We start from the raw sequence: 25,327 nt of genomic DNA, 5'->3' as shown, positions 1-25,327 counted from the left end.
ACATCACTCCGTGGTTGCCGTTGCCATAAACGCGTCGAGTTCAGCGAACGTCGCCGTGCCTTCCATCGGGCCTTTCACGCCGACCGCTCGCGCTCCGCTCGCGCTCGCATATTTGAGCGCGGTCTCCACGTCCTTCCCTTGCGCGCGGCAGCTGATATACGTTGCGCCGAAGCAATCGCCGGCACCTGTTGGGTCGAGTTCCTCCACCTTGAAAGCGGGCCGGTGCGTCTCGCCGTTGGCATCGAAGAAACTGCAGCCTTGCGCGCCGCGCTTGACGACCACCTCTTTCACGCCGCGCTTGAGCAGTTCATCGATCGCGCCGCGCTCCGACGTCGCGCTGGCGAGCAAGGTCACTTCGTGGCCGCTTGGCAGGAAAACATCGGTGTAGTCGAGAATAAAATCGAGCGCATCGCGCATCTCCGGAATCCGCAGCATTTCCTTGCGGATATTCGGATCGAAACTCACCGTGCCGCCGTTCGTCTTTACCGTTTCGATAGCCTGCTTCATCGCCTCAATGATCCTGAAGGAGAACAGCGACGACCCCATCACATGGAAATTGCCGCACTGCGCGAGCAAATCGTCACGCAGGTTCGCCACCGACAACTGCGCCGACGCGCTGTTCGTAATGTTGTAGATAAAGTCGCGATCGCCGTCGTCCCGATACGTGACGAATGCACTGCCGGTTGTCGCGTCTTTCAGCACCGCGATGCCGGACACGTCCACGCCGTCGCGGCGCAAGCGCTCGACGTTGAGCACGCCGAAATCGTCGTCGCCCACGCAGCCGATCATCGCGCACGGGCTGCCGAGCTTCGCGACCTGATCGATGAAAATGGCCGGCGCGCCGCTCGCGAACGGGCCAATGAGCGTGCCCGGTTCGCGAAAACTCTGACCTATGCGCGTGGCCATGATCTCGACCAGGATCTCGCCCATCGCGATGATCGTGCCGGGCTTCCTGGATGTAACAGGGTTTGGATTAGGCATGACGTTTCTTCGTTTGAACATCGATACACACCGCGACCAGGATCACGATGCCTTTCACGATGAGTTGATAGAAATAGGGAACGCTGAGCAGGTTCATCCCATTGTTGATGACGCCGATAATCAGCGCGCCGATCAGCGTCCCGGTGATGGTTCCGTAACCTCCCGAGAGACTCGTTCCGCCCAGCACGGCGGCGGCGATGGCATCGAGTTCATAGCCGATTCCCGCATTCGGCTGCGCGGAGTAAAGCCGCGAAGTCATCAGCACGCCGCCAATACTGGCGAGCAAGCCCGAGATCATGAAAATCATGATTCGCAGCCTGTTTACATCGATACCGGAATACAACGCCGCCTCGCGATTTCCTCCCGCCAGATACGCCTTGCGTCCGAATACGGTACGCGAGAGCACGAAGTGATTCAACAACAGCAGGACCGCGAGAATCCAGATCGGCAGCGGGATGCCCAGCACGAGGCCGTTGCCGAGGAAAGCGAAGCGATCATCGTCGATGGAAATGGGCACGCCGTTCGACGTCAGGTAGGCTAAGCCCCGGAAAACGCCCATGGTGGCGACCGTGACAATAAACGAGGGAATCGTCAACAACGCGGATAACGAGCCGTTCACAGCCCCGAGAACGAGCCCTGTGACCATGGCGGCGAGGACAGCCACGAACGGCGACGCGCCGTGCTCCAATGCAAACGCACAGACGGTGCCGACCAGCGCCATGGTCGCGCCGACCGACAGGTCGATATCGCCGAGCAACAGTACGTACGTCATGCCAAAACCGAGTATGGCGATGATCGAAACCTGCATCACCACGTTCACAAGGTTGTTGACCGACATGAAGTTGGGCGACAACGCCCAGAAGAATCCGCACAGCACGATCAGCCCGACGACGATCCCGCCGTAGTGCCTGAGCGCGCGTTGCAGCGCACCGCTTGCGTGCGAGCGGCGCGTGGCTGCGGCGCCGCTGAGTTGAGTCGGGTTCATGCTGTTTTGGCTCCCGTTGCGTACGACATTACTTCTTCTTGCGTAGGACCACTTGCATCGAATTCATGGACGACGCGCTTCTCGCGCATCACGACAAGCCGATCGCTCATGGCAAGGGCCTCCGGCAGTTCAGACGAAACGAGAATGATCGCGGTCCCGGTCGAAGCCAACTCACGGATCACTCGATAAATCTCAAACTTGGCACCAACGTCGACGCCGCGCGTGGGTTCATCGAGGATCAGGACTTTGGGTTTCAACGCCAGCCATTTCGAGAACACCACTTTCTGCTGATTGCCGCCACTCAGGTTTCCAACCGCCTGAAATGGCCCCGATGCGCGGATGTTCATGCGCGCGATTGCGTTCGCAGTCTCATCGCGTTCGAAGCGGCGGTTCAGGATGCCGAAGCGCGAACCGTGTTCTTCGAAACTCGCCATCGTCACGTTGTTGGCGATCGAATGCATGAGCACGAGGCCCTCGTGCTTGCGGTCTTCCGTGACGAACGCGATGCCCTCCCGGATAGCATGCGCGGGATTACGCAATTTCAGGCGCTTGCCGCTCATAGTGATCTCGCCGCTGGGCCGGCCGATGCCAAACAACGCCTTCATCACGTCCGAGCGTCCCGCCCCAATCAGCCCGAAGAAACCGAGGATCTCGCCGGCGTGAATCTGGAAATTGATGTCTTCGAATTGACCAGGCAACGTGAGATGGCTGACCTCGAGCAGTGGCTGCGGCGGACGAACGTAGGGCGTCTCGCGGCGCGGATACAGATCGCTCATTTCACGGCCGACCATCATGGCGATCAATGCGCCAATGGTCGTCTGGTCCTTCTGCAACGTCGCGATGTAACGGCCGTCACGCATGACCGAGATGTCGTCGGAGATGCGCATGATCTCGTCCATCCGATGCGAGATATACACGACCGCCGCGCCCTTCGCCGTCAGCTTCGTGACGATATGAAACAGGATCTCCGCTTCACGGTCACTCAGCGAAGACGTGGGTTCGTCCATGATCACGAGCGATGCATCGCGGCTCAGTGCCTTGGCAATTTCAACGAGTTGGCGCTGCGCCATGGACAGCCGCGAGACGGGCGCGGTGGCGTCAATATCGATACCCAGGTCATCCAGCAGCGCCTGGGCTTGTGCATACAAGCGCTTGAAATCGACGACACCAAAACGTCGCGGTTCGTGCCTCGCGAACATGTTCTCGGCCACGCTCAGGTTCTTCGCGAGACTGAGTTCCTGGTAAATGATCGCGATGCCCGCCTTCTGCGACTCACCGGGATTTGCAAATGTGGCGGGCGATCCGTGCAGGAATATCTCGCCACGCGTGGGCGTGTGAACGCCCGCGAGAATCTTCATCAGCGTAGATTTGCCCGCGCCGTTCTCGCCGAGCAGCGTATGCACGCGGCCCGGCAAGATTGAGAGCGAGACCTCTTTGATCGCCTCGACCGGACCGAACGATTTCGCGATACCGCGCAACTCGAGCAGCGGGTCGGCCGGGCGAGGTTTCAAAACCGTATTCATTTCACCGACGCATTCAGATACTGACCCGGCGTCACCGGTTGCAGTTTAGGCACGGCTTGCTTTTCCGCGACCTTGACCGCGGTATCAACAGCGAGCGCACCCATCTTGTCCGGGTACTGGCGGATCACGCCGACAAAATTCGGGTTCTTGTCCACCGCTGCACGCGCTTCCGGCATGCCGTCGAAGCCGATCACCTTCACGTGATTGCCCGCCGACTTGCCTGCCACCGCAGCGGCCATTGCAGCATCGTCGCCGAAGCCGAAGATGCCCGCGAGGTCAGGATTCGCCTGCAGCATGTTCTGCGCAGCACTCAACGCATCAGCTCGCGTGATGCCCGGCTGCACCGCGACGATCTTCACATCGGGACATGCCTCCAGTGCCTTCTTGAAGCCCGTCACGCGGTCGATCACCGATTGAATCGTCGGATAGTCGATCACGCCGACCTTCCCCTTGCCGCCCAGGACCTTGCACATCAACGCGCCGGCTTGCAGGCCGCCTGCGTAGTTATCGGTGGCAATGTGCGACGCGACTTCAACGCCTTGCGCGCTGATATCGACGGTGATCACCGGAATCCCCGCGCGCTGCGCCGTCAGCACGGCGGCTTTTACGCCTTTTGAATCGACCGGTGAAATCACAATCACATCGACCTTCTTCGTTACGAAATCCTGGACGTCGGCGATCTGCTTGCTCAGGTCCTGGTTCGCGATCGCGATATCGATCTGCGCGTGATCCTTTGCGGCTTCCGCCTTCATCGCGTTGGCAAGTTCGACGTAAAACGGGTGTTGTTGCGTGAGCAGGGATGCGCCAATTTTTACGTCGGCGGCGTGAGCAGCCGATGCCGTGATAGCGGTGACGAGGACAGCCAAAAGTGAACGACGACGAAACATGCGATTGTCTCCAGTTATTGCTTAGGGTTACTGACTACGAAATTCAAGAATTCCTTCTTCTCGTCGATGCACGTCCAGCCCAGCTTTGAGAATCAGGTCGAGTGTCGGCGGGTCGATCGCGTCATCCAGCACCAGTCCGCCCAAACGGCTGACGTGGCAGAAAGCCTCGCCATCGCCTTGCAGCGCGGGCTGGTAAGCCACGACCACACATCGCTTCGCATTCTTCAACGCGGCTTTGAACACACCCGCCAGCCGCGGATCGGCGCACAGCAAATTGCCCTCGCGATCGATACCGCTCGCCTCCAGCACCACCAGATCCAGCGACAGCGCGGAGAGCGAGCGTTCCGCGTCCGGTCCGAGTAGAACCGTAGAATCGTCATCCAGCGAGCCGCCAGTGAGGCGCAATTCGCAGCGCATGAAACGCTGGACGGTCGGCACCATCGCGATGTCGTTAAGCGTCAGCGCGAGGTTTGCGCGATCCGCGAGCAGCGGCAGCAGCTTGTGGGTGATCAAACCGGCGCCAATGAACGCCGACGCGTGGTCATCGATGAAATCTGCGGCCATGCGCGCAATCGCCATGTCCGCGGCCTGCCGCGTCGCGCTCGGGGGCACCGCCGCCAGCAAGTTCTCGCCGGGCCTCTGCGCGACGTAGCGCGCCTTGCCAAACGCTCGGATCAGGTAGCGTTGCTGCTCCAGGTAGTTCAGATCCGAGCGGATCGTGACGCTGGAGACGTCAAACGCTGTCGCGAGTTCGTCGACCGATACTTCCCCGCGCTTGCGGACAAGTTCGACGATACGCAAACGCCGATGAAGCGAATTCTTGTTGGCCAACACAGGCAGCACCACCTTTGCTCTTTCGTTTCGAAAGAGTTTAGTTTCGAAACGAAAGACATGCAAAGGAGTTTATGGTCGGTGTATACCCGCGCCCGCTAACGTTTTCTATACCGGAGCAGGAAGGTCGCAACCAGAACGACCATAAACGCAAAGCCGTAGACGAGCGTCATGCGGAATTCTTTGGTGAACGCGGTGGTGATCATGATCGCCGCCATCAAACCCGCGCCCAGCAAACTTCCGAACGGATGCAGCACCATCCGGAAAGAAGGCGCAGGTCCCTCATAGCGGGCGCGAAAAAACAGGTGCGTAACGAAGATCATCAGCCACGCGAACATCGCGCCGAAGATTGCCAGCGACATCATCAAACCGAACGCCATCGCCGGCCAGAACGCGGTCAGGATCGTGGCGAGTGCAATGCCGCTGGTCGACAAGGACAGCGCAGCGGTGGGCACGCCGTTCACGCTCAGACGCCCGAAGCGCGCCGGTGCGTAACCGGCCCGCGACAGGCTGAACATCATGCGCGTGGTGATGTAGAGCTGGCTGTTCATCGCGGAAAGCGCCGCCACGAGCACCACGAAGTTGATCACGCCCGCGGCGAACGGGACGTGCGTGGCGGCCATCACTTTGACGAAGGGGCTTTCGTCAGTGCTCGCCTGTGTCCACGGGACAATCGCGAGCATCAACGCCAACGTGAGCAGATAAAACAGCACCAGCCGGAACACCGTCGAGCGAAACGCCCGCGCCACGGCACGTTGCGGGTCACGCGCTTCGCCGGCAGCGACCGCGATCGTCTCGATGTTCAGATAGCTGAAGATGGAAACGATCACCGCGGACCACATGCCCTTCACGCCATGCGGAAAGAAGCCGCCGTGGGTCGTGAAGTTATTCAGCCCGACGCCAGATGACACCGGCGCGCCATACACGAACACCGCACCGAGCAGAATGAACGCGACGATCGCTACAATCTTCAGCATCGAAAACGCGTATTCGATCACGCCGTACACCTTGACGCTCGCGGCGTTCACCCCGATCAGCGCGGCGGAAAAACCAACGATCCAATACCAGCCCGGCACGTTCGCGAACCAGTACTTCATGAACACGGCGACCGCGCTGACTTCGGTGCCGACCGCGAACACGACAGCCGACCAGTACGCGTACCGGACGAGATATCCCGCGAGGGGCCCGATATAAAACTCCGCGTACGCGCCGAACGAGCCGGAGGTCGGATGCGCGACGGTCATCTCGGCGAGCGCTCCCATCAGCAACAAGGCGATCAGCGCGCCGATCGCGTAGCTCACCAGAACACTCGGCCCGGCAAAACCGATCGCGAAACCGCTGCCTAAAAAAAGCCCCGTCCCAATCGCCCCGCCGATAGCAATCATCGACATCTGTCCGGCGGTCAAACTCCGGTGCAGCCCCTTCTCCCGTTCGACGATGGTCTCGAACGACCCACGTTTAAAGCTCAAATCAACCTCTTGAAGTCAATATCCGCAACAAACGCGGACGCAAAAAAGCGAGGCGGCGCGGAAAACTTCCCCGCGCCGCCTCGCCGATGATGACACACCTCAAGCTCGTGTCATCTGACTTCAGTCATCGCTTCCTACCCAGTCATTCAACCTCGACCGCTTCCGGATTCGGATTGCGCGGCACTGGACTTTCGTCGAACGTGAGCGCCACCTTGTCGTTCTCGTCGACGTCCACCGTCACCCTGCCACCCGACATCAGCTTGCCGAACAGCAACTCGTCCGCCAACGCACGACGGATCGTGTCCTGGATCAGGCGCTGCATGGGACGTGCACCCATCAGCGGGTCAAAACCGTGCTTCGCCAGATGCGCGCGCAAGCCGTCGGTAAAGACCGCGTCGACCTTCTTCTCATGCAACTGATCTTCCAGTTGCATCAGGAACTTGTCGACCACACGCATGATGATTTCTTCATCCAGCGAGCGGAAGCTGATGATCTGGTCCAGACGATTGCGGAACTCAGGCGTGAACATCCGCTTGATATCGGCCATTTCGTCACCGGTTTCCCGACGATTCGTGAATCCGATCACCGACTTCTGCATCGCTTCGGCGCCCGCGTTCGTCGTCATGATGATGATGACGTTGCGGAAATCCGCCTTGCGACCGTTGTTGTCGGTCAGCGTGCCGTGGTCCATGACCTGCAGCAGCACGTTGTAGATGTCTGGATGCGCCTTTTCGATTTCGTCGAGCAACAGCACGCAATGCGGCTTCTTCGTGACGGCTTCAGTCAGCAAACCGCCCTGATCGAACCCAACATAACCCGGCGGCGCGCCAATCAACCGGCTGACTGCATGACGCTCCATGTACTCGGACATGTCGAAGCGCAGCAATTCGATACCCAGCGTGAACGCCAGTTGCTTCGCCACTTCCGTCTTGCCCACACCCGTCGGGCCCGAGAACAGGAACGCGCCGATCGGCTTGTCCGTCTTGCCGAGACCCGCCCGCGCCATCTTGATGGCGGCAGCGAGTGCATCGATTGACTGATCCTGACCAAACACCACGCTCTTCAGGTCACGATCGAGCGTCTGCAACTTGCTGCGATCGTCCTGTGACACGCTTTGCGGCGGGACACGCGCGATCTTCGAGATGATCTCTTCGATCTCGTTCTTGCCGATAGTCTTCTTCTGCTTCGACTTCGGCAGGATGCGTTGCGCCGCGCCCGCTTCGTCGATCACATCGATAGCCTTGTCCGGCAGATGACGGTCCGTAATAAAGCGTGCCGACAACTCAGCCGCCGCGGACAGCGCGCCCGACGAATATTTCACGCCGTGATGTTCTTCGAAACGCGACTTGAGACCGCGCAATATGGCGATGGTCTGCTCGACCGTGGGCTCGGCAACGTCGACCTTCTGGAAACGACGCGACAAAGCAGCGTCTTTTTCGAAGATCCCGCGATATTCCGTGAACGTGGTCGCGCCGATGCACTTCAACTGACCCGACGACAACGCCGGCTTCAGCAGATTCGATGCATCCAGCGTGCCGCCGGAAGCCGCGCCCGCACCAATCAGCGTGTGAATTTCGTCGATGAACAGCACCGCATGCGGGCGTTCCTTCAACTCTTTCAGCACCGTCTTGAGGCGTTGCTCGAAATCACCCCGGTATTTAGTACCGGCGAGCAATGCGCCCATATCGAGCGAATACACCTGGGCGTCCGCAAGAATGTCCGGCACTTCGCCGCGCGTGATGCGCCAGGCGAGCCCTTCGGCAATGGCGGTCTTGCCCACGCCGGCCTCACCGACCAGCAGCGGATTGTTCTTTCTGCGGCGGCACAGCACCTGCACCACACGCTCGACTTCCAGTTCGCGGCCAATCAGCGGATCAATCTTGCCGTCTTTCGCGAGCTGGTTCAGGTTCTGCGTAAACTGCGCAAGTGGCGTTTCCTTTTGCGCAGCCGCGTCTTCCGCTTCGGGGTTCGCGTCGCTGCTGGCCTTCGCGGCGTCGCCCGTATTGGTCTTCGCGATGCCGTGCGAGATGAAATTGACGACGTCGAGGCGCGTCACTCCCTGCTGTTGCAGGTAGTAGACGGCATGTGAATCCTTTTCACCGAAGATAGCGACAAGCACGTTCGCGCCGGTCACTTCCTTCTTCCCGTTCGATGTTGATTGCACGTGCATGATCGCGCGCTGAATCACGCGCTGAAAACCAAGCGTCGGCTGGGTATCGACATCGTCAGTGCCAGGCACGGTCGGGGTGTTGTCGTGAATGAAATTGCGCAGGTTTTGACGCAAATCTTCAATATTTGCTGCGCATGCGCGCAACACTTCAGCCGCGGTCGGGTTGTCCAACAAGGCCAGTAAAAGATGCTCGACCGTAATGAACTCGTGCCGCGCCTGACGTGCTTCCATAAACGCCATGTGCAGACTGACTTCCAGTTCCTGGGCAATCATGCTTCCTCCATCACACACTGCAGCGGATGACCCGCTTGCCTCGCGTGGCTAACGACTTGCTCAACTTTGGTCGACGCGATGTCCCGCGTATAGACCCCACAAACTCCCCTGCCTTCGCGATGAACCTTCAGCATGATTTGCGTCGCAGTCTCACGATCTTTATTGAAATGTTCCTGCACGACGAACACGACGAATTCCATCGGCGTGAAGTCGTCATTCAGCAGCACCACTTTGTACATGGACGGCTGTTTCAGCTTTTGTTCCTGCCGCTCCAGTACGGTGCCATCCTGCTTGTTGGGATTGATCGCCATACGCCCATTCTAAACAACTCGGACAGGCTCGCCATCTCGCCAAAACTCCGCTCGCCGTGAGAACCGAACGGTGTCGCCGCACACTTCGCGCAACCTGTCGCTTGCTGAATTCCGCCGGCCCTTGTGACGCGGGCCAGCCCTCTTGAAACATCGTTGAATCCAGTATCGCACAGCTCTTAAAAAAACAAATTTTCCGCTCGGCTGCGGCCTGGCTTGGGAACCGCATTGGCCCCATTCCACGCTACGACTGACTAGGTGATCCACTCGTGCGAAGCAATTGTTCATCCCTTCGTGCAACCGGCTCCCGCGGGTGCTTGTAGCCGCCCGCTGCCGATACTCCTCATGTGCGTCGATTATGCGACTTTTCAAGATGGCGTGCTTGTGCGGCGGGATACGCGCAAAGCGGGAAAAACCCTTGAAATGAGGTCTTTACAACGTCTTTACGACCATCTCAAAATTTTCTTGACACTTGATTTAAGAGATTAAACAATCAAATTGGCACTTTTTTCCGAAGCGTTTCAGGTGAAGAAAAGGCCGCGGTGAGCTTGTGAGGAGGGGGCGGTCCACATTGTGGGTTGCCAAGCTTTTCGAGCGTGCTCGTGGTAGCGACGAGAGAGAGGGGAAGTGATGTCAACTGGTACGGTCAAATGGTTCAACGACGCGAAAGGCTACGGATTCATCACGCCCGATGAAGGCGGCGAGGATCTGTTTGCTCATTTCTCGGCGATACAGATGAATGGTTTCAAGACTCTCAAGGAAGGCCAGAAGGTCAGCTTTGAGATCGTCCAGGGACCCAAGGGCAAACAGGCATCGAACATCCAGGAATCTGCTGCCTGACCGTTCGATAGCGCGCTGTCCTCAAAACCCGGCATTGCGCCGGGTTTTTTTATTTGTGCATCATGAACAAGAAAAGCCGGGACGCGTCCTGGCTTTTTGCTTATTTGTGTTTGCCAATTCCGACATTGCTCAATCGGAACTCCATGGCCGGATGGGAAACCCGAAATTTGGCCGCCATTACATTGATAAAACTCGTCAGCGGCATTTTTTCGGTATTGTGCTCCGCCTTATATGCGTCGATTACGCGCCGTCCCATTGATTCAATGAGCTGTTGCGGCATCAACAGTTCGGCAGCAAACCGGTTTGCCTCGGACTCGTAACTGTTCCAATAGGATTCACTGCGATTCATGGTGCTTTTGTCGTCAATAAATTCGTGGCGGTCGGTGGATCTGTGCATGCAAAAGTGCGCTATTTCGTGAGCCAGGGTGAATCGACGCCTTGGACCATAGGCATTTTCCGCCGGATTGATCCAGACCTCTGCCGGCCCGTCTTGACTTAGCGTTATTTTGCCGATGGTGTTCGCGGCGCCGGGATCCGCATGCTCGGTCACCTTGATCTGGAGCAATCTCGTGATTTCGTCGACGTCGATGGGTGGTGCGAACTCCACCATGTCGTAACGGCGCTCGGCCATCAAAAATGCCGCCAACGCTGCAGTGGTACGCAAGATAGGTACAGGCGAAACGATCGTCATATTCTTCCCTCCCAAACGGTCTAGGCGCTTTCCAAATCACTGGCGATGCGCGACAGCGCATCACGTTCGCTACGCGCACGCGCCTTACGCTGGTCCGCGTTGTCCAGTTGCGCACGCATCACTTCTCTGAGCTTCTCCTTTACCTGATCTTCGAAATGCTGGACCACTTCGGCGTTCTTCATGACTTCCTTCACGACCGCTACAGCGCACCCGTTGGCGCGGGACATTTCGGCCACCAGCGCGGCAAAGGCGTCCGCGACGTGACGTTCTTTCTCCATGGCGAAATGCTGCGTGAATATCAAACCCGCCATGGTCAGGAAAACGGCAACGGCCGCGATCATGAGTGTTGAATAGACGATATAGGTGTTTGCAATGGAAATTGCATCGACGCCGTTCGCCTGGCTAGTTGCACTAAAACGGTTTATCAGCGTGAACGCGACGACACCCCCGATCACGCACCCGCGAGGCCGCCAAGCAAACCGCGCGTTTCTTTCGCGAGCCAGCGGGCGAACAGGCTATTCAGGCGCGAATTTTGGTGAGACATAGGCGTGTCCAGCGAGGCAAACTGTATAAAAACACATAGGTTGTCCAGCAATTCGAAGGTATCACTCCGCCGCAGTGAAACACTCGCTTGCGACAACTTTTGACAGAGCTGTGCGGAATGGCCCCAATCGCGCTCGCACTCCCCATGAAAAAAGCCCCGGTGCGAGTACTCGCACCGGGGCGTTCCTTGAAGCTTCGCCGAACTTACATATTGTCGATCAGCACCTGCCCGAAGCCCGAGCATGAAACCTGCGTCGCGCCTTCCATCAAACGCGCGAAGTCATATGTCACGCGCTTTTTCAGAATCGACGCTTCCATCGACTTGATGATGATGTCCGCCGCTTCAGTCCAGCCGAGATGGCGCAGCATCATTTCCGCCGACAGGATTTCCGACCCCGGATTTACGTAGTCCTTGCCCGCGTATTTCGGCGCAGTGCCGTGCGTCGCTTCGAACATGGCCACCGAATCCGACATGTTCGCGCCCGGCGCAATGCCAATACCGCCAACCTGAGCGGCGAGCGCGTCCGACACATAATCGCCGTTCAGGTTCAGCGTGGCGATCACGTCGTATTCAGCCGGGCGCAGCAGGATCTGCTGGAGGAACGCATCTGCAATCACGTCCTTCAGCACGATGTCTCCGCCCTTCGGGCTCTTGATCTTCATCCACGGGCCGCCGTCGATGAGTTCCGCGCCGAACTCCTTCTGCGCGAGCGCATAACCGAAATCACGGAACGCACCTTCCGTGTATTTCATGATGTTGCCCTTGTGCACGAGCGTGACGGTGTTGCGATTGTGGTCGATGGCATACTGGATCGCCTTGCGAACCAGGCGCTCCGTGCCTTCACGCGACACCGGCTTGACACCGATACCCGACGTGTCCGGGAAGCGGATCTTCGTCACGCCCATTTCTTCACGCAGGAATTTGATGACCTTCTTCGCCTCTTCCGACTCGGCCGCCCATTCGATGCCTGCGTAGATGTCTTCCGAGTTCTCGCGGAAGATGATCATGTTGACCTTTTCCGGCTCGCGCACCGGCGACGGCACACCCTTGAAATACTGCACCGGGCGCAGGCAGACATACAGGTCGAGTTGCTGGCGCAGCGCGACGTTCAGCGAACGGATGCCGCCGCCAACCGGCGTGGTAAGCGGCCCTTTGATGGAGACGACATATTCCTTCAGCACGTCGAGCGTTTCATCCGGCAGCCAGACGTCCGGGCCGTACACCTTGGTGGCCTTCTCGCCCGCGAAGATTTCCATCCAGTGGATCTTCTTCTTGCCTGCATAGGCTTTTTCCACGGCTGCGTCCACGACCTTGATCATCACCGGCGTGATGTCCAGACCCGTACCATCGCCTTCGATAAAAGGGATGATCGGCTGGTCGGAAACGTTGAGCGAGTAATCCGCATTAACGGTGATCTTGTCACCGCCCGTCGGAACCTTGATGTGCTGATACGGCATGGTCGACTCCAAAGATGGCTGGGCTAGCTAACTACAGAAATGCGCAGATTGCGTTCGGAAATTCGGCGAAAAGCGGATGAGCGAACGGTGGTCGGGCCAACAGCGCCAATGCCGGCGCGGCGCCCGAGGCGACCAGAACGTTATTCTAGCCCACGGTGCAGACCGCCTGCCCTGCCCCCGTTTCGCCGCATTGCAACAAAACAGTGCATGCAAGCACGGTTCGAAGATCGCCCGTTGATGCTGTTGCTGCAACTGTGGCCGCGACAGACTGCTACTCGATTCATGTCTTATGTCTTATATAAGACTTGGGACTTGGTGTTTCGGATTATGCATTAATATCGCGTCATCCGCCATAGCCGGATTCCCGCGCTGCGCTTGAATGCAGCCTCGTTTCCTTAGCGCGTTTCCTCATTGATTCCCCGCCATGCCGCTGCTTGCTCTTAACAAACCGTTCGGCACGATCTGTCAATTTTCGCCGCACGAGAAGCACCCTTCGTTAGGCGTTTGGGTCAAGACGCCCGGCGTTTATCCGGCCGGCCGCCTGGACACCGACAGCGAAGGCCTGCTGCTGCTCACCGACGATGGCGCGCTTCAGGCGCGTATCGCCGAGCCGCGTCACAAGCTGGTCAAACGGTATTGGGCACAAGTGGATGGAGCGCCCGGCACGGCCGCTCTCGAGCATCTGGCCGCGGGCGTGGACCTGGGTGACTTCGTGACGCGGCCGTGCGGCGTGCAGCGGGTTGAACCGGTGGAATGGGTGGACCAGCTTTGGCCACGTAACCCGCCTATCCGATATCGCGCCGCTATTCCGACCACCTGGATCGAACTGTCGATCAGCGAGGGACGTAATCGGCAGGTGCGTCGAATGACCGCAGCTGTCGGATATCCAACACTGCGGCTGGTGCGCGTCGGTATCGGTGCGCTGGATATATTCAGTCTCGGACTGGCACCGGGCGCATCGATCGAACTGCCGCCGCGCGCGCCGTGGAATGGCATCGTTTAAGCGTAACGTTTCATCCAAACCCAGACATTACAAATTCATTTCGTCTTGCAAACAATCATCGCTGCTCGATTGCCGAAAAAACACGTCAACGGACTTCCGGCATGCGGCGTTATTCGCTGCAGATGCCTTAAAACCGCCATCCGGCATTAGCGAAGGACCGCAACACACAGCCAGCATGCGAAGGCTTTATGTAAGGTTCAAGCGCTCGCAGCGGGATCGAAGTTTTGTTCGATTCCCCTGTCAACCAAAAGGTGGATGGCTCGTTTACCGTCATGACTCCATCGACCGGGTCACAAGGTTAAATCAAACTAAAGCTGAGGATTTACAACATGAACAAACTGATCGCTGCTCTCGTCGCTGGCCTGTTCGCAACGGCTGCATTTGCACAAGCTTCGGCCCCGGAAGCATCGGCTCCTGCAGCTGCTTCGACCGCTCACAAGGCAACGCACAAGAAGTCGACCCACAAGAAGGCTACGCACAAGAAGGCAGCTTCGGCTGCTGCTGCTTCGGCCGCGTCGGAGTAAGTTGGTAATAGATCGCGGTAACGCGACGCTACACCAAGCAGTGCCGCCGCGAAAGCGGCATTGAAAGGCAGACACCCGCAAGGGTTTCTGCCTTTTTCTTTGGGTCTTTGAAATATCCGCGGCTTGTATCCGCACGCACTTTTTGTCGGCATGCGCCCGCTCAAGTAACATGCGCCAGTCTTCACTGATTCTTTAGCTAACCGGCTTCATCTCACCAGGAGTTTCGCCGTGCGTCTTTCATGGCTCTCGCCCCGTTCGGTTTCATCGTTTGATCTTGGGCGTCTCGTGCGCCGCACGCTTGTTGCGTTCTCTGTTCCGCTCGTTTCGCTGATGGCAGTCGCGCCGCTGGCCGCACACGCTCAACCGCTGGCAGCGGCACCCGGAGAAATGCCGGCCGGTGCGAAAAAGCCCGCCGATTTCCCGCACACGAAACTCACCGCGGGCATGTATGTGATCGACGCCGCCGTTGCCGCGAACGATGCCGATCGCGAACAAGGCCTGATGTATCGCACGAAGCTCGAGCCCAATGAAGGCATGCTGTTCGTCTTCAATGAAACGGCCGTCCACTGTTTCTGGATGAAAAACACCCTGATCCCGCTGTCGATCGCGTTCATGCGCGCGGACGGAACGGTCACGGATATCGACGAAATGCAGGCGGAGACGGAAAACAACCACTGCCCGCGCAATAACGGTGTGTACGCACTCGAAATGAGCAAGGGCTGGTTTGCATCGAAAGGGATTCAGCCGGGCATGCAGATCAAGGGGTTGCCCGCAGCGCAATAACGTTTGCCTCGGGCGGGGGTGGTTAGCGTCATCACGCCCCGCTCATCTGGCGCCAGTCCTTGTCGCTTGAGCCCAAAGCCGGCCGCCCGCTTTTTGCGCGCGCCGGCTTTTTGTTTCCGGAACGCGCGCGGAACGCACGACGGCGCCCTGAACACCGCCCACGCGTCACCAAAGATTCATCTTTTTCGCCGAGCTGGCAAGAATCCTGCAAAGACCTTCTCGACGCGCTATCCTGATAAACCAGCGAAGCGCTCACCAAGCACGACAGCGCTTCGCTCCGGAGCCGCCGGCCAGGCCATCGTGCCCGGTTCGGGCTACAAAGCTCCAATCAATCAACAGGAGGTTCAAGTGCCCCGCAAGACTCCCATCGACCGCTATCGGAATATTGGTATCAGCGCTCATATCGATGCCGGCAAGACCACCACCACCGAACGCATTCTTTTCTATACCGGTGTGAATCACAAAATTGGTGAGGTTCACAACGGCGCGGCCACGATGGACTGGATGGAGCAGGAACAGGAGCGCGGCATCACGATCACCTCCGCCGCCACCACGGCCTTCTGGAAAGGCATGGCGGGGAATTATCCGGAACACCGGATCAACATCATCGATACGCCCGGACACGTCGATTTCACCATCGAAGTGGAACGCTCCATGCGCGTGCTCGACGGCGCCTGCATGGTCTATGACTCGGTCGGCGGGGTTCAGCCGCAATCCGAAACGGTCTGGCGCCAGGCCAACAAATACAAAGTGCCGCGCATTGCGTTCGTCAACAAGATGGACCGCGTGGGCGCCGACTTTTTCCGCGTGCAACGTCAGATCGGCGAGCGCCTGAAGGGCGTCGCCGTGCCCATGCAGATTCCCGTGGGCGCTGAGGAACACTTCCAGGGCGTGGTCGACCTGGTCAAGATGAAAGCAATCATCTGGGACGAAGCCAGCCAGGGCGTGCTGTTCGAATATCAGGAAATCCCTGCGAACCTGCTCGCAACCGCCAAAGAATGGCGCGAGAAGATGATCGAGGCTGCAGCGGACGCGAATGAAGCGCTGATGGACAAGTACATCGGCGGTGAACCGATCAGCGAAGACGAAATCAAGGCCGCTATCCGCGCGCGCACGCTCAGGAGCGAGATCGTCCCCATGTTCTGCGGCAGCGCATTCAAGAACAAGGGCGTGCAGGCCATGCTGGACGCGGTGATCGACTATCTGCCGTCGCCGGCGGACATACCCGCCATCAATGGCGTGGACGAGTATGACAAACACGCGGAACGTCATCCGACCGATGAAGATCCGTTCTCGGCGCTCGCGTTCAAGATCATGACGGACCCGTTTGTCGGCCAGTTGATCTTCTTCCGTGTGTATTCGGGCGTGGTGAATTCCGGCGACTCGGTCTACAACGCGATCAAGGAGAAGAAGGAGCGGCTCGGCCGGATTCTCCAGATGCACGCGAACGAGCGTCAGGAAATCAAGGAAGTGCGCGCCGGCGATATTGCCGCGGCAGTGGGTTTGAAGGAAGCCACGACTGGCGACACGCTGTGCGATCCGGCCCATCCGATCATCCTCGAACGCATGATCTTCCCGGAACCGGTGATCTCCCAGGCCGTCGAGCCGAAGACGAAACCCGACCAGGAAAAGATGGGTATCGCGTTGAACCGGCTGGCGCAGGAAGATCCGTCGTTTCGCGTGCAGACCGACGAGGAATCCGGACAGACGATCATTTCAGGCATGGGCGAGCTGCATCTGGAAATTCTTGTCGACCGGATGCGGCGTGAGTTCGGCGTCGAAGCGACGGTCGGTAAACCGCAAGTTGCGTATCGCGAGACGATCCGCATTCCGGTCGAAGATATTGAAGGCAAGTTCGTCAAGCAGTCGGGCGGGCGCGGTCAATACGGTCACGTGGTGCTGAAACTGGAGCCACAAAAGCCGGGCACGGGTTACGAATTCGTCGATGCCATCAAGGGCGGTGTCGTGCCGCGCGAATACATTCCGGCGGTCGACAAGGGTATTCAGGAAACGCTGAAAGCCGGCGTGCTGGCGGGGTATCCGGTGGTGGACGTGAAGGTGACGCTGACCTTCGGTTCGTACCACGACGTGGACTCGAACGAAAACGCGTTCCGCATGGCTGGCTCGATAGCGTTCAAGGACGGCATGAGGAAAGCCAAGCCGGTGCTGCTCGAACCGATGATGGCCGTGGAAGTGGAAACGCCTGAGGATTTCATGGGTAACGTGATGGGCGATTTGTCGTCACGCCGCGGGATCGTGCAGGGCATGGAAGACATTGCGGGCGGCGGCGGCAAGATCGTGCGCGCCGAGGTGCCGCTGGCTGAAATGTTCGGCTACTCGACCACGCTGCGCTCGCTGACCCAAGGCCGCGCCACATACACGATGGAGTTCAAGCACTACGCCGAGACGCCGAACAACGTCGCGGAAGCCATCGTGAATTCGAAGAGCAAGTAGACGTTGTCAGGCTCGAAAATCGAATCGGGCGAATGAAAGAAGTCCGTTGTTGCCTCCCGGCGGCAACGGACTTTTTTGCTTTTTGCCAGAGTCACTGTGACGTAGATTGACGGCAGCCTTTTCATGGATCGGCGGAGACGAAGACAATGAGCGACGAACATCAGCACGAGCACACCGACTGGCGCGAGAACGGCGTCAAGGTGATCAAGGGCGATCAACTCGATACGAATACCCCACAGACGCCCGGAATGAATCGCGCAGCCGCCATCAACGCTGCACGCGTAGGCGCCCAGAAGATCTGGGCGGGCACGGTCACGATCCATCCGAATGCGAAAACCGGCGCGCATCACCACGGCGCGCTTGAAAGCGTGATCTACATCGTGCGCGGCCAGGCGCGCATGAAGTGGGGCAATCATCTGGAATTTACCGCTGAAGCCGGACCGGGTGATTTCATCTTCGTGCCGCCGTACGTGCCGCATCAGGAAATCAACGCGCTCACCGACGAACCGCTCGAATGCGTACTCGTGCGCAGCGACAACGAGGCGGTGGTGGTGAATCTGAATATCGATGCGGTGGAGGAGCCTGAAGAAGTGTTCTGGGTAGATCCGATTCATAAACATCCACATCAGCATTGAAGACTAGGGCACAAATCAAATGAGGTGCGGAATTTTCTACCGCCCTCCTGAAGCTCCGTCCACAAGCTTTGAGCAAGCTTTTCCGCAACGTAGCGCCTGTCCCACAGCACGGGCAATTAATTGGCACGTGAAACGCGCGTCAGGAATCCGAACACTATTTGCTCCGCTAAACTGAAAGCGCATCCGATTCCGTCGCTGCCGCTGTCCCTCGTGGGTGGCGCAGTATCGTCGAGTCAAAACAACAACCGAACCCTGAACCGGACAGCCCGATGAAAAAGACCGCAACCGATCTGGACTCCCTCATCCCCTTCCATTCAGCGATGGAACAGTCGAGGGGAACGGCGGGAGAACTCGGCAATCATGCCATCGATGAATTCAAGGCCGGCCGGCTGTCGCGACGCGAGTTGCTGCGGCACGCGAGCCTGCTGGGTTTGTCGATGGCCGCGGGCGGTTTGATCGGCATGCCGCACGCACGCGCGCAAACGCCTGCCGGGAAACCTGGCGGTACGATCCGCGTGGCACACCTGACGCCGGCGGGCGCGGTCGATCCGCTCACCGTCAACGACGCCGCCGGCCTCGCGCTGATCAATCAGACCGGCGAATTTCTTATCGACGATGACGGTCAGGAGCTCAAGCTTCGCCCTTCCCTCGCGCTCTCCTGGAAGCCGAACGAGAAGGGCGATATATGGACGTTCAAGCTACGCCCGAACGTCAAGTTCCACGACGGTCAGTCCATGACCGCCAAGGACGTGGCCGCCACTTTCAACCGGCTCGCCGATCCGGCCAGCGGGTCATCCGCGCTGTCGGTGCTGAAGGGGGTGTTGTCGAAGGGGTCGGTGAAGGTCATTGACGACATGACGGTCGAGTTTCATCTCGACGCGCCGAACGGCAATTTCCCCTACTACGTTTCATCGGATACGTACAACGCAGTGATCCTTCCGGCGAATGTCAGCGGTACGTATGAGAAGGCGTTCCCGGGCACTGGCCCGTTCAAGTTCGAGTCGTACACGCCGAAAGTGGGCGCGGCGTTCGTGCGCAATCCCGATTACTGGGGCGAAAAAGCGCTGCCTGAGCGCGTAACGTTCGCGTTCTACGCCGACCAGCAGTCGCAACTGCTCGCGCTGCAAGGCCGGCAAGCCGACGTGATGAGCGACTTCACCGTGCAGGGTGGCGTCAGCATGATGACGAACCCCGAGTTCAAGGTGCTGGGTGTGAAGTCGAGCGCGCATCGGCAAATGCATATGCGTACCGACACCGGTCCGTTCAAGGACAAGCGCGTGCGCCAGGCGCTGGCGCTGGCGTTGAATCGCGACGTGATGGTGAAAGGGCTGTTCAAGGGTCACGCCGCGCTCGGTAACGACAGCCCGTTCTCGCCGGTGTTTCCGTCGAGCGACTTGTCGGTGCCGCAGCGCAAGCTCGATGTCGCGAAGGCGAAGCAATTGCTCGCGTCGGCAGGCGTGCCGAACGGTTTCGACGTCACGCTCACGACCGAGAAGTACATGGAGATTCCCGATCTCGCGGTGGTGATCCAGAACGCAGCGAAGGCGGTCGGCATCCGCATCACGCTGAAGGTGGAAAGCCAGGAGCTGTATTACGGCGCAGGCACGTATGGCAAATCAGACTGGCTCGACTCCCCGCTCGGCATTACGGACTACGGGCATCGTGGCGTGCCGAATGTGTTTCTCAACGCACCGCTGACCAGCGAGGGCACGTGGAACGCTGCGCATTTCAAGAACCCGCAATACGACAAGCTGGTGGCGGATTTCGTGGCGGCGCTCGACGTGGCATCGCAGAAGAAACTCTCGGGCCAGATCCAGACCTTGCTGCTCGATGAAACCCCGGTTGTGATTCCCTATTTCTATGATCAACTGATCGTCACGCGGGCGAACGTGAAAGGCGTGCGCTTCAATGCCATTTCGCAGTTGTATTTCCAACGCGCGACTATCGGCGCGTAGCCGGTTCTTTGAGTCTCGCGCATTGAAGCCTGACCCGAGGACGCTCCGAAAATGAACACGGTCTATCCTCCCGCCGCGCCGGGCGCGCCGAAAATTAGCTCACGCAGCCACGCCGGAAGCGCCGCGCGCATTGCGCGGTTTATCGGCGTGCGGCTGTTGCTCGCGATCATCACGTTGTGGCTGTTGTCGGTGATCGTGTTCGCGGGCGGCCAGTTGCTTCCCGGCGATGTCGGCCGCGCAATCCTCGGGCCGCTGGCCGACGCCCGGGCAGTCGCCGCGCTCAATCATCAACTGGGTGTCGACCGGCCTTTGTTCACGCAGTACGCCGGCTGGATCAGCCACTTTGTGCGCGGTGACATGGGTCAGTCGTATTCGTATCGCGCGCCGGTGGCGCCGTTCATAGGCGACGCGTTGCTGAACTCCGCCAAGCTCGGCGCGCTGGCGTTTATCGTTGTCGTGCCGCTCGGCATTGCCGGTGGCGTGTATGCCGCGCTGCACGAGGGCCGCTGGATCGACCGGACGATCAGCATTGCGGGGTTATCGGCGACGGTGGTGCCGGAGTTCGTCTCGTCCATCGTGCTGATTCTCGTGTTCGGTATCTGGCTGCAATGGCTGCCGATTGAAGCGACGTTTCCACCCGGGTCGAACGTGTTCATTCAGTTGCAGCATCTGATCCTGCCCGTGTTGCCGCTGGTGCTGGTGTTCTTCGGTTACATCGCACGAATGGCGCGCGCCGGAACCGTCGAAGCGCTCGATGCCGACTACACGCGCACCGCGATCCTCAAGGGCCTGCCGCGCCGCGTAGTGATCATGCGTCACGTGCTGCGCAATGCGCTGCTGCCGACCGTCACCGTCGCCGCCACGCAACTCGGCTATATGATCGGCGGCCTGGTGGTCGTGGAAACGCTGTTTCACTACCAGGGCATTGGCTCGCTCATTTATAACGCCGCCAAAGGCAAGGACTTCCCCATGCTCGAAGCCGGTGTGCTGACCATCGGCGTGATCTATACGGCGGCTAACCTGATCGCGGATGCGTTGTATGTGGTGCTGAATCCGCGCTTGCGGGTGAGGAACGCGCAATGAGCACTGCAACCGTTGCGCCCGTGCCGCACAAGGCGCCGCGTTTTGAACGCGGCAAGGCCTTGCTGCGGTCACCCACGTTCGTGGTCGGCATGCTGATCCTGTTGTTCTGGGTCGCGTGCGCGCTCTTCGGACATTGGGTCGTGCCACAGGACCCGTACGCGACCGATCCGTTGAACTCTCTCACCCCGCCCGACGCCACGCATTGGTTCGGTACCGATCAACTCGGCCGCGATGTGTTCGCGCGCGTGATCGTTGGCTCTCGCGACATTCTGACCATTGCGCCGCTTGCGACCCTGCTTGGAACACTAGCCGGGACGGCGGTCGGCTTGATCGTCGGTTATTTCGATGGATGGGTCGACAACGTGATCGGCCGGCTGATCGACGCGGTGCTCGCGCTGCCGCTGGTGATCGTCGCATTGCTTGCTCTTGCTGCGGTCGGCGCGAGCAACGTCACCGTAATCCTGGTGATCGGCATCACCTTCACGCCGATCACCGCGCGCACCGTGCGCGCGGCCGTGTTCGCCGAGCGCAATCTGGACTATGTGCTGGCTGCGCAATTGCGCGGCGAAAACGCGTTCTACATCATGTTCGCGGAGATCCTGCCGAACGTGCTGCAACCGATCATCGTGGAAGCCACCGTGCGGCTCGGTTACGCCATTTTCGCGGTTGCCACGCTGTCGTTCCTCGGCTTCGGCATCCAGCCGCCGTCGGCCGACTGGGGCCTCGCCCTCTCCGAGTGCTACACGCTGATGGCGGGCGGCGCATGGTGGACCGTCGTCTTCGACGCCGCCGCTATCGCCTCGCTGGTCGTGGGCGTGAACCTCGTCGCCGATGGCATACAGGGAGTGCTCGATCGATGAACGGACCGCCGCCATCGGCCTTCCCCATCTTCGATGGCTCGAAGAGCGCCGACACCGACGCACTGACCCTGGTCGGCCTGACGGTCGCGTACCGCTCGCGCGGGCGTGACCGCGAAGTGCTGCAGGATATATCGCTGCGGGTAAAACGCGGCGAGGCGTACGGGCTGGTCGGCGAATCGGGCTGTGGAAAGTCGACCGCCGCACTCGCCATATTGCGTTATCTGCCGCGCAACGGCCGCGTGAAGTCGGGGAAGATTTCGATCGCCGGCCACGACATCGCTTCGATGAACGCCGACACGTTGCGGCACATGCGCGCCAACGCGGTATCGATGGTTTATCAGGACCCGGGCCGCGCGTTGAATCCGTCGCTCACTATCGCGCGGCAGGTGTCCGAAGCGTTCGAGCTCGCGGGCGCGTCGGTGAATGAAGCGCTGGAACACACCATCGACATCTTGCGGCGCGTGCGGATCTCGTCGCCCGAGCGCGTGATGGATAGTTATCCACATCAATTGTCGGGCGGTATGCAGCAGCGCGTGGTCATCGCGATGGCGCTCGCGTGCAACCCGGAGTTGCTGATCCTCGATGAACCCACTACCGGGCTCGACGCCACGGTGGAAGCCGAGGTGCTCGATCTGATCGCGCAACTGCGCGAAGAGCTTGGCACAGCGGTGCTTTTCATCAGCCACAACCTGGCGGTGATCGGACGGATGTGCGATCGCGTCGGCGTGTTGTATGCGGGAAAGCTGGTCGAAGAAGGCACCACACGCGATGTATTCGCGCGGCCGCGGCATCCGTACACGGTGGGCCTGCTGCGCTGTCTGCCTACCACGGGTCGAGCCAAGGACACGGGCCGGCTCGACACCATCCCCGGTTCACTGCCTCTGCCGGGATCGGTGACGCAGGGGTGTATCTATGCACAGCGCTGCAAGCTCGCCGATGACCGTTGCCATCGTGACGCGCCGCCGCCGTATCGGGTATCGGCCGCGCATGGCGACCAGATGGCGCGCTGCCATTATCACGAACGTGCGATCGATTTGCCGCGCGCGACGCCGGAGGTCCTGAGCACGGCTATCGACCGGACAGATGCACCGGTTGCGTTGCGCGCGGCGAATTTATCGAAGACGTTTCATGTCGGCGGCGAATCACTGCGGGCCGTGCACGATGTATCGCTTGAACTGGCGCTGGGTGAAACGCTCGGGCTGGTCGGCGAGTCCGGCAGCGGCAAGACGACACTCGCAAAGCTGTTGCTGGGCTTGCTCTCGCCGGATGCGGGCGGCTCCATAGAACTCGACGGCGCCGCTCTGCCCGCACGCGTGACGAACCGCAATGACGAGCAGGTCAAGTCGCTGCAGATCGTGTTCCAGAATCCGGATTCCGCGTTGAACCGGGCGCACTCGGTGCGTCGGCTGATCGCACGGTCGTTGTCGAAACTCGGCGCGTTGCGTGGCGCGGCGAAGGAAGCGCGACTGCAATCGCTGACTGCCGCCGTGCGCTTGCCCGAACGCTACCTAAGCTCGCGCACGCGGCAGTTGTCGGGCGGGTTGAAACAGCGCGTGGCGATCGCGCGTGCGTTCGCCGGTGATCCGCGCGTGGTGGTCTGCGACGAGCCGACGTCCGCACTCGATGTCTCCGTGCAAGCCGCCATCCTGAATCTGCTTGCCGACCTGCAGCGCGAACGCGGTGTGAGTTACGTATTTATCTCGCACGACCTGCACGTGGTGCGTTATTTGTCCGATCGTATTGCGGTGCTGTATCTCGGCCGGCTGATGGAGATTGGCCGCGCAACGGACGTCTTCGACGGACCGCATCATCCTTATACCGAAGCGTTGTTGTCATCGATTCCGGCAATTGGCGATGAACCGCAAGCGCGCGAGCGCATCCGCCTATCAGGTGAGTTGCCGAGCGCCGCGAACCCGCCGTCGGGATGTGTGTTCCATACCCGGTGTCCGCGCAAGATTGGAGCGGTCTGCGAGCAGGAGGAGCCGCCCTACGCCCACGCCGCCGATGGACACAGGATTCGATGCCACATTCCCGTGGCCGAACTGAGGCGCTTGCAAAAGCCTGAGTAAGCCGGCGCGCAAAAATCAAGGTCAAAAACCATCCGGCGCTCGTTCCACCATAGCTTGAGCGCTTAAAGCATTTCCAGCGGCCGTTTTGATTTCGGCGGTTTGAACTGGGTGTCGATAAGACTCAGTTCTTCCGTCGATAAAATCACCTCTCGCGCTGCCGCGTTCTCAATCACATGAGCGACAGTCGCGGCTTTCGGAATCGCCATGACCTGCGGTTGTTGCAAGACCCACGCGAGCGCGACTTGCATCGCAGACAGACCGCGGGCCTTCGCTATGTCGTTCAGGACGCTTTGTTTCGGCAGGCGCGCGTGATCGACGGGGCTGTATGCAATCGCCGGCATATTGTGTTCGCGCAGCCACGGCAGGAGTTCGAATTCGGGACCACGCCGTGCGACGTTATACAGAATCTGGTTGGTTGCACACCGGTTGCCGTTTTCCAGGGCAAAGAGTTCGACCATGTCCTCGGTGTCGAAATTGCTCACACCCCAGTGGCGGATCTTGCCCTGCGCTCTCAAGGCCTCAAAGCCGCCGATCACCCCTTCCAGATCTTCACCCCCGCGCCAATGCAGCAGATATAAATCGATGCGGTCAGTCTGTAGCCGCTTGAGGCTTCGTTCACACGCGGCCTTCACGCCGGATTCGCTACCGTTATGCGGATAAACCTTGCTGACGATGAAAAGCTCCTCACGCCGGTCTTTCAATGCTTCGGCGATCAGCTTTTCACTCTCGCCTTCGCCGTACATTTCCGCGGTATCGATCACGGTCATGCCAAGGTCCACGCCGGCCTTCAACGCGGCGATTTCCGCGTTGCGGGTTCTGGCGCTGTCGCCCATTTCCCAAGTGCCCTGGCCCAAGGCTGGGACGTGCTCTCCGGTCCCATGCAGGGTTGCTGCCGGAAGATGAACGATCTTTTGTTGCGACGTCATGGGCGGTCCCCTTTCATGCTGAATGTCGTTGGGCTCAAGCCCTTCGCTTCAGTTCAAATTTTTTTGAGTGCGCATG

The 25,327-nt window shown here is 59.5% G+C and carries 22 protein-coding genes; 10 read left to right on the top strand and 12 right to left on the bottom strand.

Annotated features, from left to right (window positions below):
• Positions 1–3: 3 nt before the first annotated feature.
• The 8 genes from FH08_RS0118880 to clpS all read right to left on the bottom strand — a co-directional run bounded on the left by FH08_RS0118880 (position 4) and on the right by clpS (position 9,430).
• A complete protein-coding gene (locus FH08_RS0118880) occupies positions 4–981 on the bottom strand; it encodes a sugar kinase (RefSeq protein WP_051888364.1) in 978 nt (325 codons plus the stop codon).
• A complete protein-coding gene (locus tag FH08_RS0118875; RefSeq protein WP_031359834.1) occupies positions 974–1,966 on the bottom strand; it encodes an ABC transporter permease in 993 nt (330 codons plus the stop codon). The genes FH08_RS0118880 and FH08_RS0118875 overlap by 8 nt, the downstream gene beginning before the upstream one ends.
• Positions 1,963–3,489, bottom strand: coding sequence for a sugar ABC transporter ATP-binding protein (locus FH08_RS0118870; RefSeq protein WP_031359833.1), 1,527 nt, complete (start codon positions 3,487–3,489; stop codon positions 1,963–1,965). The genes FH08_RS0118875 and FH08_RS0118870 overlap by 4 nt, the downstream gene beginning before the upstream one ends.
• On the bottom strand, positions 3,486–4,376 hold the full coding sequence (locus FH08_RS0118865; RefSeq protein WP_031359832.1) for a substrate-binding domain-containing protein: 891 nt from the start codon (positions 4,374–4,376) through the stop codon (positions 3,486–3,488). The genes FH08_RS0118870 and FH08_RS0118865 overlap by 4 nt, the downstream gene beginning before the upstream one ends.
• A 27-nt stretch (positions 4,377–4,403) precedes the next feature.
• A complete protein-coding gene (locus tag FH08_RS0118860; protein ID WP_051888369.1) occupies positions 4,404–5,210 on the bottom strand; it encodes a DeoR/GlpR family DNA-binding transcription regulator in 807 nt (268 codons plus the stop codon).
• A gap of 95 nt (positions 5,211–5,305) precedes the next feature.
• On the bottom strand, positions 5,306–6,676 hold the full coding sequence (locus FH08_RS0118855; protein ID WP_031359830.1) for an amino acid permease: 1,371 nt from the start codon (positions 6,674–6,676) through the stop codon (positions 5,306–5,308).
• A 142-nt stretch (positions 6,677–6,818) separates the two neighbouring features.
• Positions 6,819–9,119 (bottom strand): ATP-dependent Clp protease ATP-binding subunit ClpA, encoded by a 2,301-nt coding sequence (clpA, locus tag FH08_RS0118850; protein WP_031359829.1) that lies wholly within the window; start codon positions 9,117–9,119, stop codon positions 6,819–6,821.
• Positions 9,116–9,430 (bottom strand): ATP-dependent Clp protease adapter ClpS, encoded by a 315-nt coding sequence (gene clpS / locus FH08_RS0118845; RefSeq protein ID WP_031359828.1) that lies wholly within the window; start codon positions 9,428–9,430, stop codon positions 9,116–9,118. The genes clpA and clpS overlap by 4 nt, the downstream gene beginning before the upstream one ends.
• 627 nt (positions 9,431–10,057) lie before the next feature.
• Between clpS and FH08_RS0118840 the strand changes: the two genes are divergently transcribed.
• Positions 10,058–10,267 carry a cold-shock protein gene (locus FH08_RS0118840; protein WP_031359827.1) on the top strand — a complete coding sequence of 70 codons (210 nt, stop codon included), beginning with the start codon at positions 10,058–10,060 and terminating at the stop codon, positions 10,265–10,267.
• A gap of 100 nt (positions 10,268–10,367) precedes the next feature.
• On the opposite strand, the gene FH08_RS49535 is transcribed toward FH08_RS0118840, so the two are convergent.
• The 3 genes from FH08_RS49535 to icd form a co-directional block, all read right to left on the bottom strand.
• Complete coding sequence (locus FH08_RS49535) at positions 10,368–10,958, bottom strand: ImmA/IrrE family metallo-endopeptidase (RefSeq protein WP_031359826.1); 591 nt, start codon at positions 10,956–10,958, stop codon at positions 10,368–10,370.
• A 20-nt stretch (positions 10,959–10,978) separates the two neighbouring features.
• The gene (locus FH08_RS0118830) at positions 10,979–11,299 is read right to left on the bottom strand and encodes a hypothetical protein (protein ID WP_152602866.1); all 321 of its coding nucleotides are present in this window, start codon (positions 11,297–11,299) and stop codon (positions 10,979–10,981) included.
• 406 nt (positions 11,300–11,705) lie between these two features.
• Positions 11,706–12,959, bottom strand: a complete 1,254-nt coding sequence (gene icd, locus FH08_RS0118820; RefSeq protein ID WP_031359824.1) for an NADP-dependent isocitrate dehydrogenase — start codon at positions 12,957–12,959, stop codon at positions 11,706–11,708.
• Positions 12,960–13,383: 424 nt separating this feature from the next.
• Between icd and FH08_RS0118815 the strand changes: the two genes are divergently transcribed.
• The 9 genes from FH08_RS0118815 (at position 13,384) to FH08_RS0118775 (ending at position 24,325) form a co-directional block, all read left to right on the top strand.
• The gene (locus tag FH08_RS0118815) at positions 13,384–13,962 is read left to right on the top strand and encodes a pseudouridine synthase (RefSeq protein WP_031359823.1); all 579 of its coding nucleotides are present in this window, start codon (positions 13,384–13,386) and stop codon (positions 13,960–13,962) included.
• Between the two features lie 329 nt (positions 13,963–14,291).
• Positions 14,292–14,486, top strand: coding sequence for a hypothetical protein (locus FH08_RS0118810; RefSeq protein ID WP_031359822.1), 195 nt, complete (start codon positions 14,292–14,294; stop codon positions 14,484–14,486).
• A gap of 330 nt (positions 14,487–14,816) precedes the next feature.
• Positions 14,817–15,269: a DUF192 domain-containing protein gene (locus tag FH08_RS0118805; RefSeq protein WP_081889512.1), complete on the top strand. Its 453-nt coding sequence runs from the start codon at positions 14,817–14,819 to the stop codon at positions 15,267–15,269.
• 348 nt (positions 15,270–15,617) lie between these two features.
• A complete protein-coding gene (gene fusA / locus FH08_RS0118800) occupies positions 15,618–17,723 on the top strand; it encodes an elongation factor G (protein ID WP_031359820.1) in 2,106 nt (701 codons plus the stop codon).
• A 146-nt stretch (positions 17,724–17,869) separates the two neighbouring features.
• Positions 17,870–18,358, top strand: a complete 489-nt coding sequence (locus FH08_RS0118795) for a cupin domain-containing protein (protein WP_031359819.1) — start codon at positions 17,870–17,872, stop codon at positions 18,356–18,358.
• 320 nt (positions 18,359–18,678) lie between these two features.
• Positions 18,679–20,313: an ABC transporter substrate-binding protein gene (locus tag FH08_RS0118790; protein ID WP_031359818.1), complete on the top strand. Its 1,635-nt coding sequence runs from the start codon at positions 18,679–18,681 to the stop codon at positions 20,311–20,313.
• A 51-nt stretch (positions 20,314–20,364) separates the two neighbouring features.
• Complete coding sequence (locus tag FH08_RS0118785) at positions 20,365–21,396, top strand: ABC transporter permease (RefSeq protein ID WP_031359817.1); 1,032 nt, start codon at positions 20,365–20,367, stop codon at positions 21,394–21,396.
• Positions 21,393–22,256, top strand: a complete 864-nt coding sequence (locus FH08_RS0118780; RefSeq protein WP_031359816.1) for an ABC transporter permease — start codon at positions 21,393–21,395, stop codon at positions 22,254–22,256. The genes FH08_RS0118785 and FH08_RS0118780 overlap by 4 nt, the downstream gene beginning before the upstream one ends.
• Complete coding sequence (locus FH08_RS0118775; RefSeq protein WP_031359815.1) at positions 22,253–24,325, top strand: ABC transporter ATP-binding protein; 2,073 nt, start codon at positions 22,253–22,255, stop codon at positions 24,323–24,325. Before FH08_RS0118780 ends, FH08_RS0118775 begins: the two co-directional genes overlap by 4 nt.
• Positions 24,326–24,387: 62 nt before the next feature.
• On the opposite strand, the gene FH08_RS0118770 is transcribed toward FH08_RS0118775, so the two are convergent.
• Positions 24,388–25,251 (bottom strand): aldo/keto reductase, encoded by an 864-nt coding sequence (locus FH08_RS0118770; RefSeq protein WP_031359814.1) that lies wholly within the window; start codon positions 25,249–25,251, stop codon positions 24,388–24,390.
• Between the last annotated feature and the right edge of the window lie 76 nt (positions 25,252–25,327).

This window comes from Caballeronia sordidicola (assembly GCF_000729995.1).
GTDB classification, from domain to species: Bacteria; Pseudomonadota; Gammaproteobacteria; order Burkholderiales; family Burkholderiaceae; genus Caballeronia; species Caballeronia sordidicola_A.
This window is presented reverse-complemented; position numbering and strand designations above follow the sequence as displayed.

What these genes read in the sequence shown, in the direction of transcription:
- FH08_RS0118880 (WP_051888364.1), bottom strand. Translation starts at nt 981, where the DNA reads ATGCCTAATCCAAACCCTGTTACATCCAGGAAGCCCGGCACGATCATC.
- FH08_RS0118875 (WP_031359834.1), bottom strand. Translation starts at nt 1,966, where the DNA reads ATGAACCCGACTCAACTCAGCGGCGCCGCAGCCACGCGCCGCTCGCAC.
- FH08_RS0118870 (WP_031359833.1), bottom strand. Translation starts at nt 3,489, where the DNA reads ATGAATACGGTTTTGAAACCTCGCCCGGCCGACCCGCTGCTCGAGTTG.
- FH08_RS0118865 (WP_031359832.1), bottom strand. Translation starts at nt 4,376, where the DNA reads ATGTTTCGTCGTCGTTCACTTTTGGCTGTCCTCGTCACCGCTATCACG.
- clpA (WP_031359829.1), bottom strand. Translation starts at nt 9,119, where the DNA reads ATGATTGCCCAGGAACTGGAAGTCAGTCTGCACATGGCGTTTATGGAA.
- clpS (WP_031359828.1), bottom strand. Translation starts at nt 9,430, where the DNA reads ATGGCGATCAATCCCAACAAGCAGGATGGCACCGTACTGGAGCGGCAG.
- FH08_RS0118840 (WP_031359827.1), top strand. Translation starts at nt 10,058, where the DNA reads ATGTCAACTGGTACGGTCAAATGGTTCAACGACGCGAAAGGCTACGGA.
- FH08_RS49535 (WP_031359826.1), bottom strand. Translation starts at nt 10,958, where the DNA reads ATGACGATCGTTTCGCCTGTACCTATCTTGCGTACCACTGCAGCGTTG.
- FH08_RS0118830 (WP_152602866.1), bottom strand. Translation starts at nt 11,299, where the DNA reads ATGATCGCGGCCGTTGCCGTTTTCCTGACCATGGCGGGTTTGATATTC.
- icd (WP_031359824.1), bottom strand. Translation starts at nt 12,959, where the DNA reads ATGCCGTATCAGCACATCAAGGTTCCGACGGGCGGTGACAAGATCACC.
- FH08_RS0118815 (WP_031359823.1), top strand. Translation starts at nt 13,384, where the DNA reads ATGCCGCTGCTTGCTCTTAACAAACCGTTCGGCACGATCTGTCAATTT.
- FH08_RS0118810 (WP_031359822.1), top strand. Translation starts at nt 14,292, where the DNA reads ATGAACAAACTGATCGCTGCTCTCGTCGCTGGCCTGTTCGCAACGGCT.
- FH08_RS0118805 (WP_081889512.1), top strand. Translation starts at nt 14,817, where the DNA reads ATGGCAGTCGCGCCGCTGGCCGCACACGCTCAACCGCTGGCAGCGGCA.
- FH08_RS0118795 (WP_031359819.1), top strand. Translation starts at nt 17,870, where the DNA reads ATGAGCGACGAACATCAGCACGAGCACACCGACTGGCGCGAGAACGGC.
- FH08_RS0118790 (WP_031359818.1), top strand. Translation starts at nt 18,679, where the DNA reads ATGGAACAGTCGAGGGGAACGGCGGGAGAACTCGGCAATCATGCCATC.
- FH08_RS0118785 (WP_031359817.1), top strand. Translation starts at nt 20,365, where the DNA reads ATGAACACGGTCTATCCTCCCGCCGCGCCGGGCGCGCCGAAAATTAGC.
- FH08_RS0118780 (WP_031359816.1), top strand. Translation starts at nt 21,393, where the DNA reads ATGAGCACTGCAACCGTTGCGCCCGTGCCGCACAAGGCGCCGCGTTTT.
- FH08_RS0118775 (WP_031359815.1), top strand. Translation starts at nt 22,253, where the DNA reads ATGAACGGACCGCCGCCATCGGCCTTCCCCATCTTCGATGGCTCGAAG.
- FH08_RS0118770 (WP_031359814.1), bottom strand. Translation starts at nt 25,251, where the DNA reads ATGACGTCGCAACAAAAGATCGTTCATCTTCCGGCAGCAACCCTGCAT.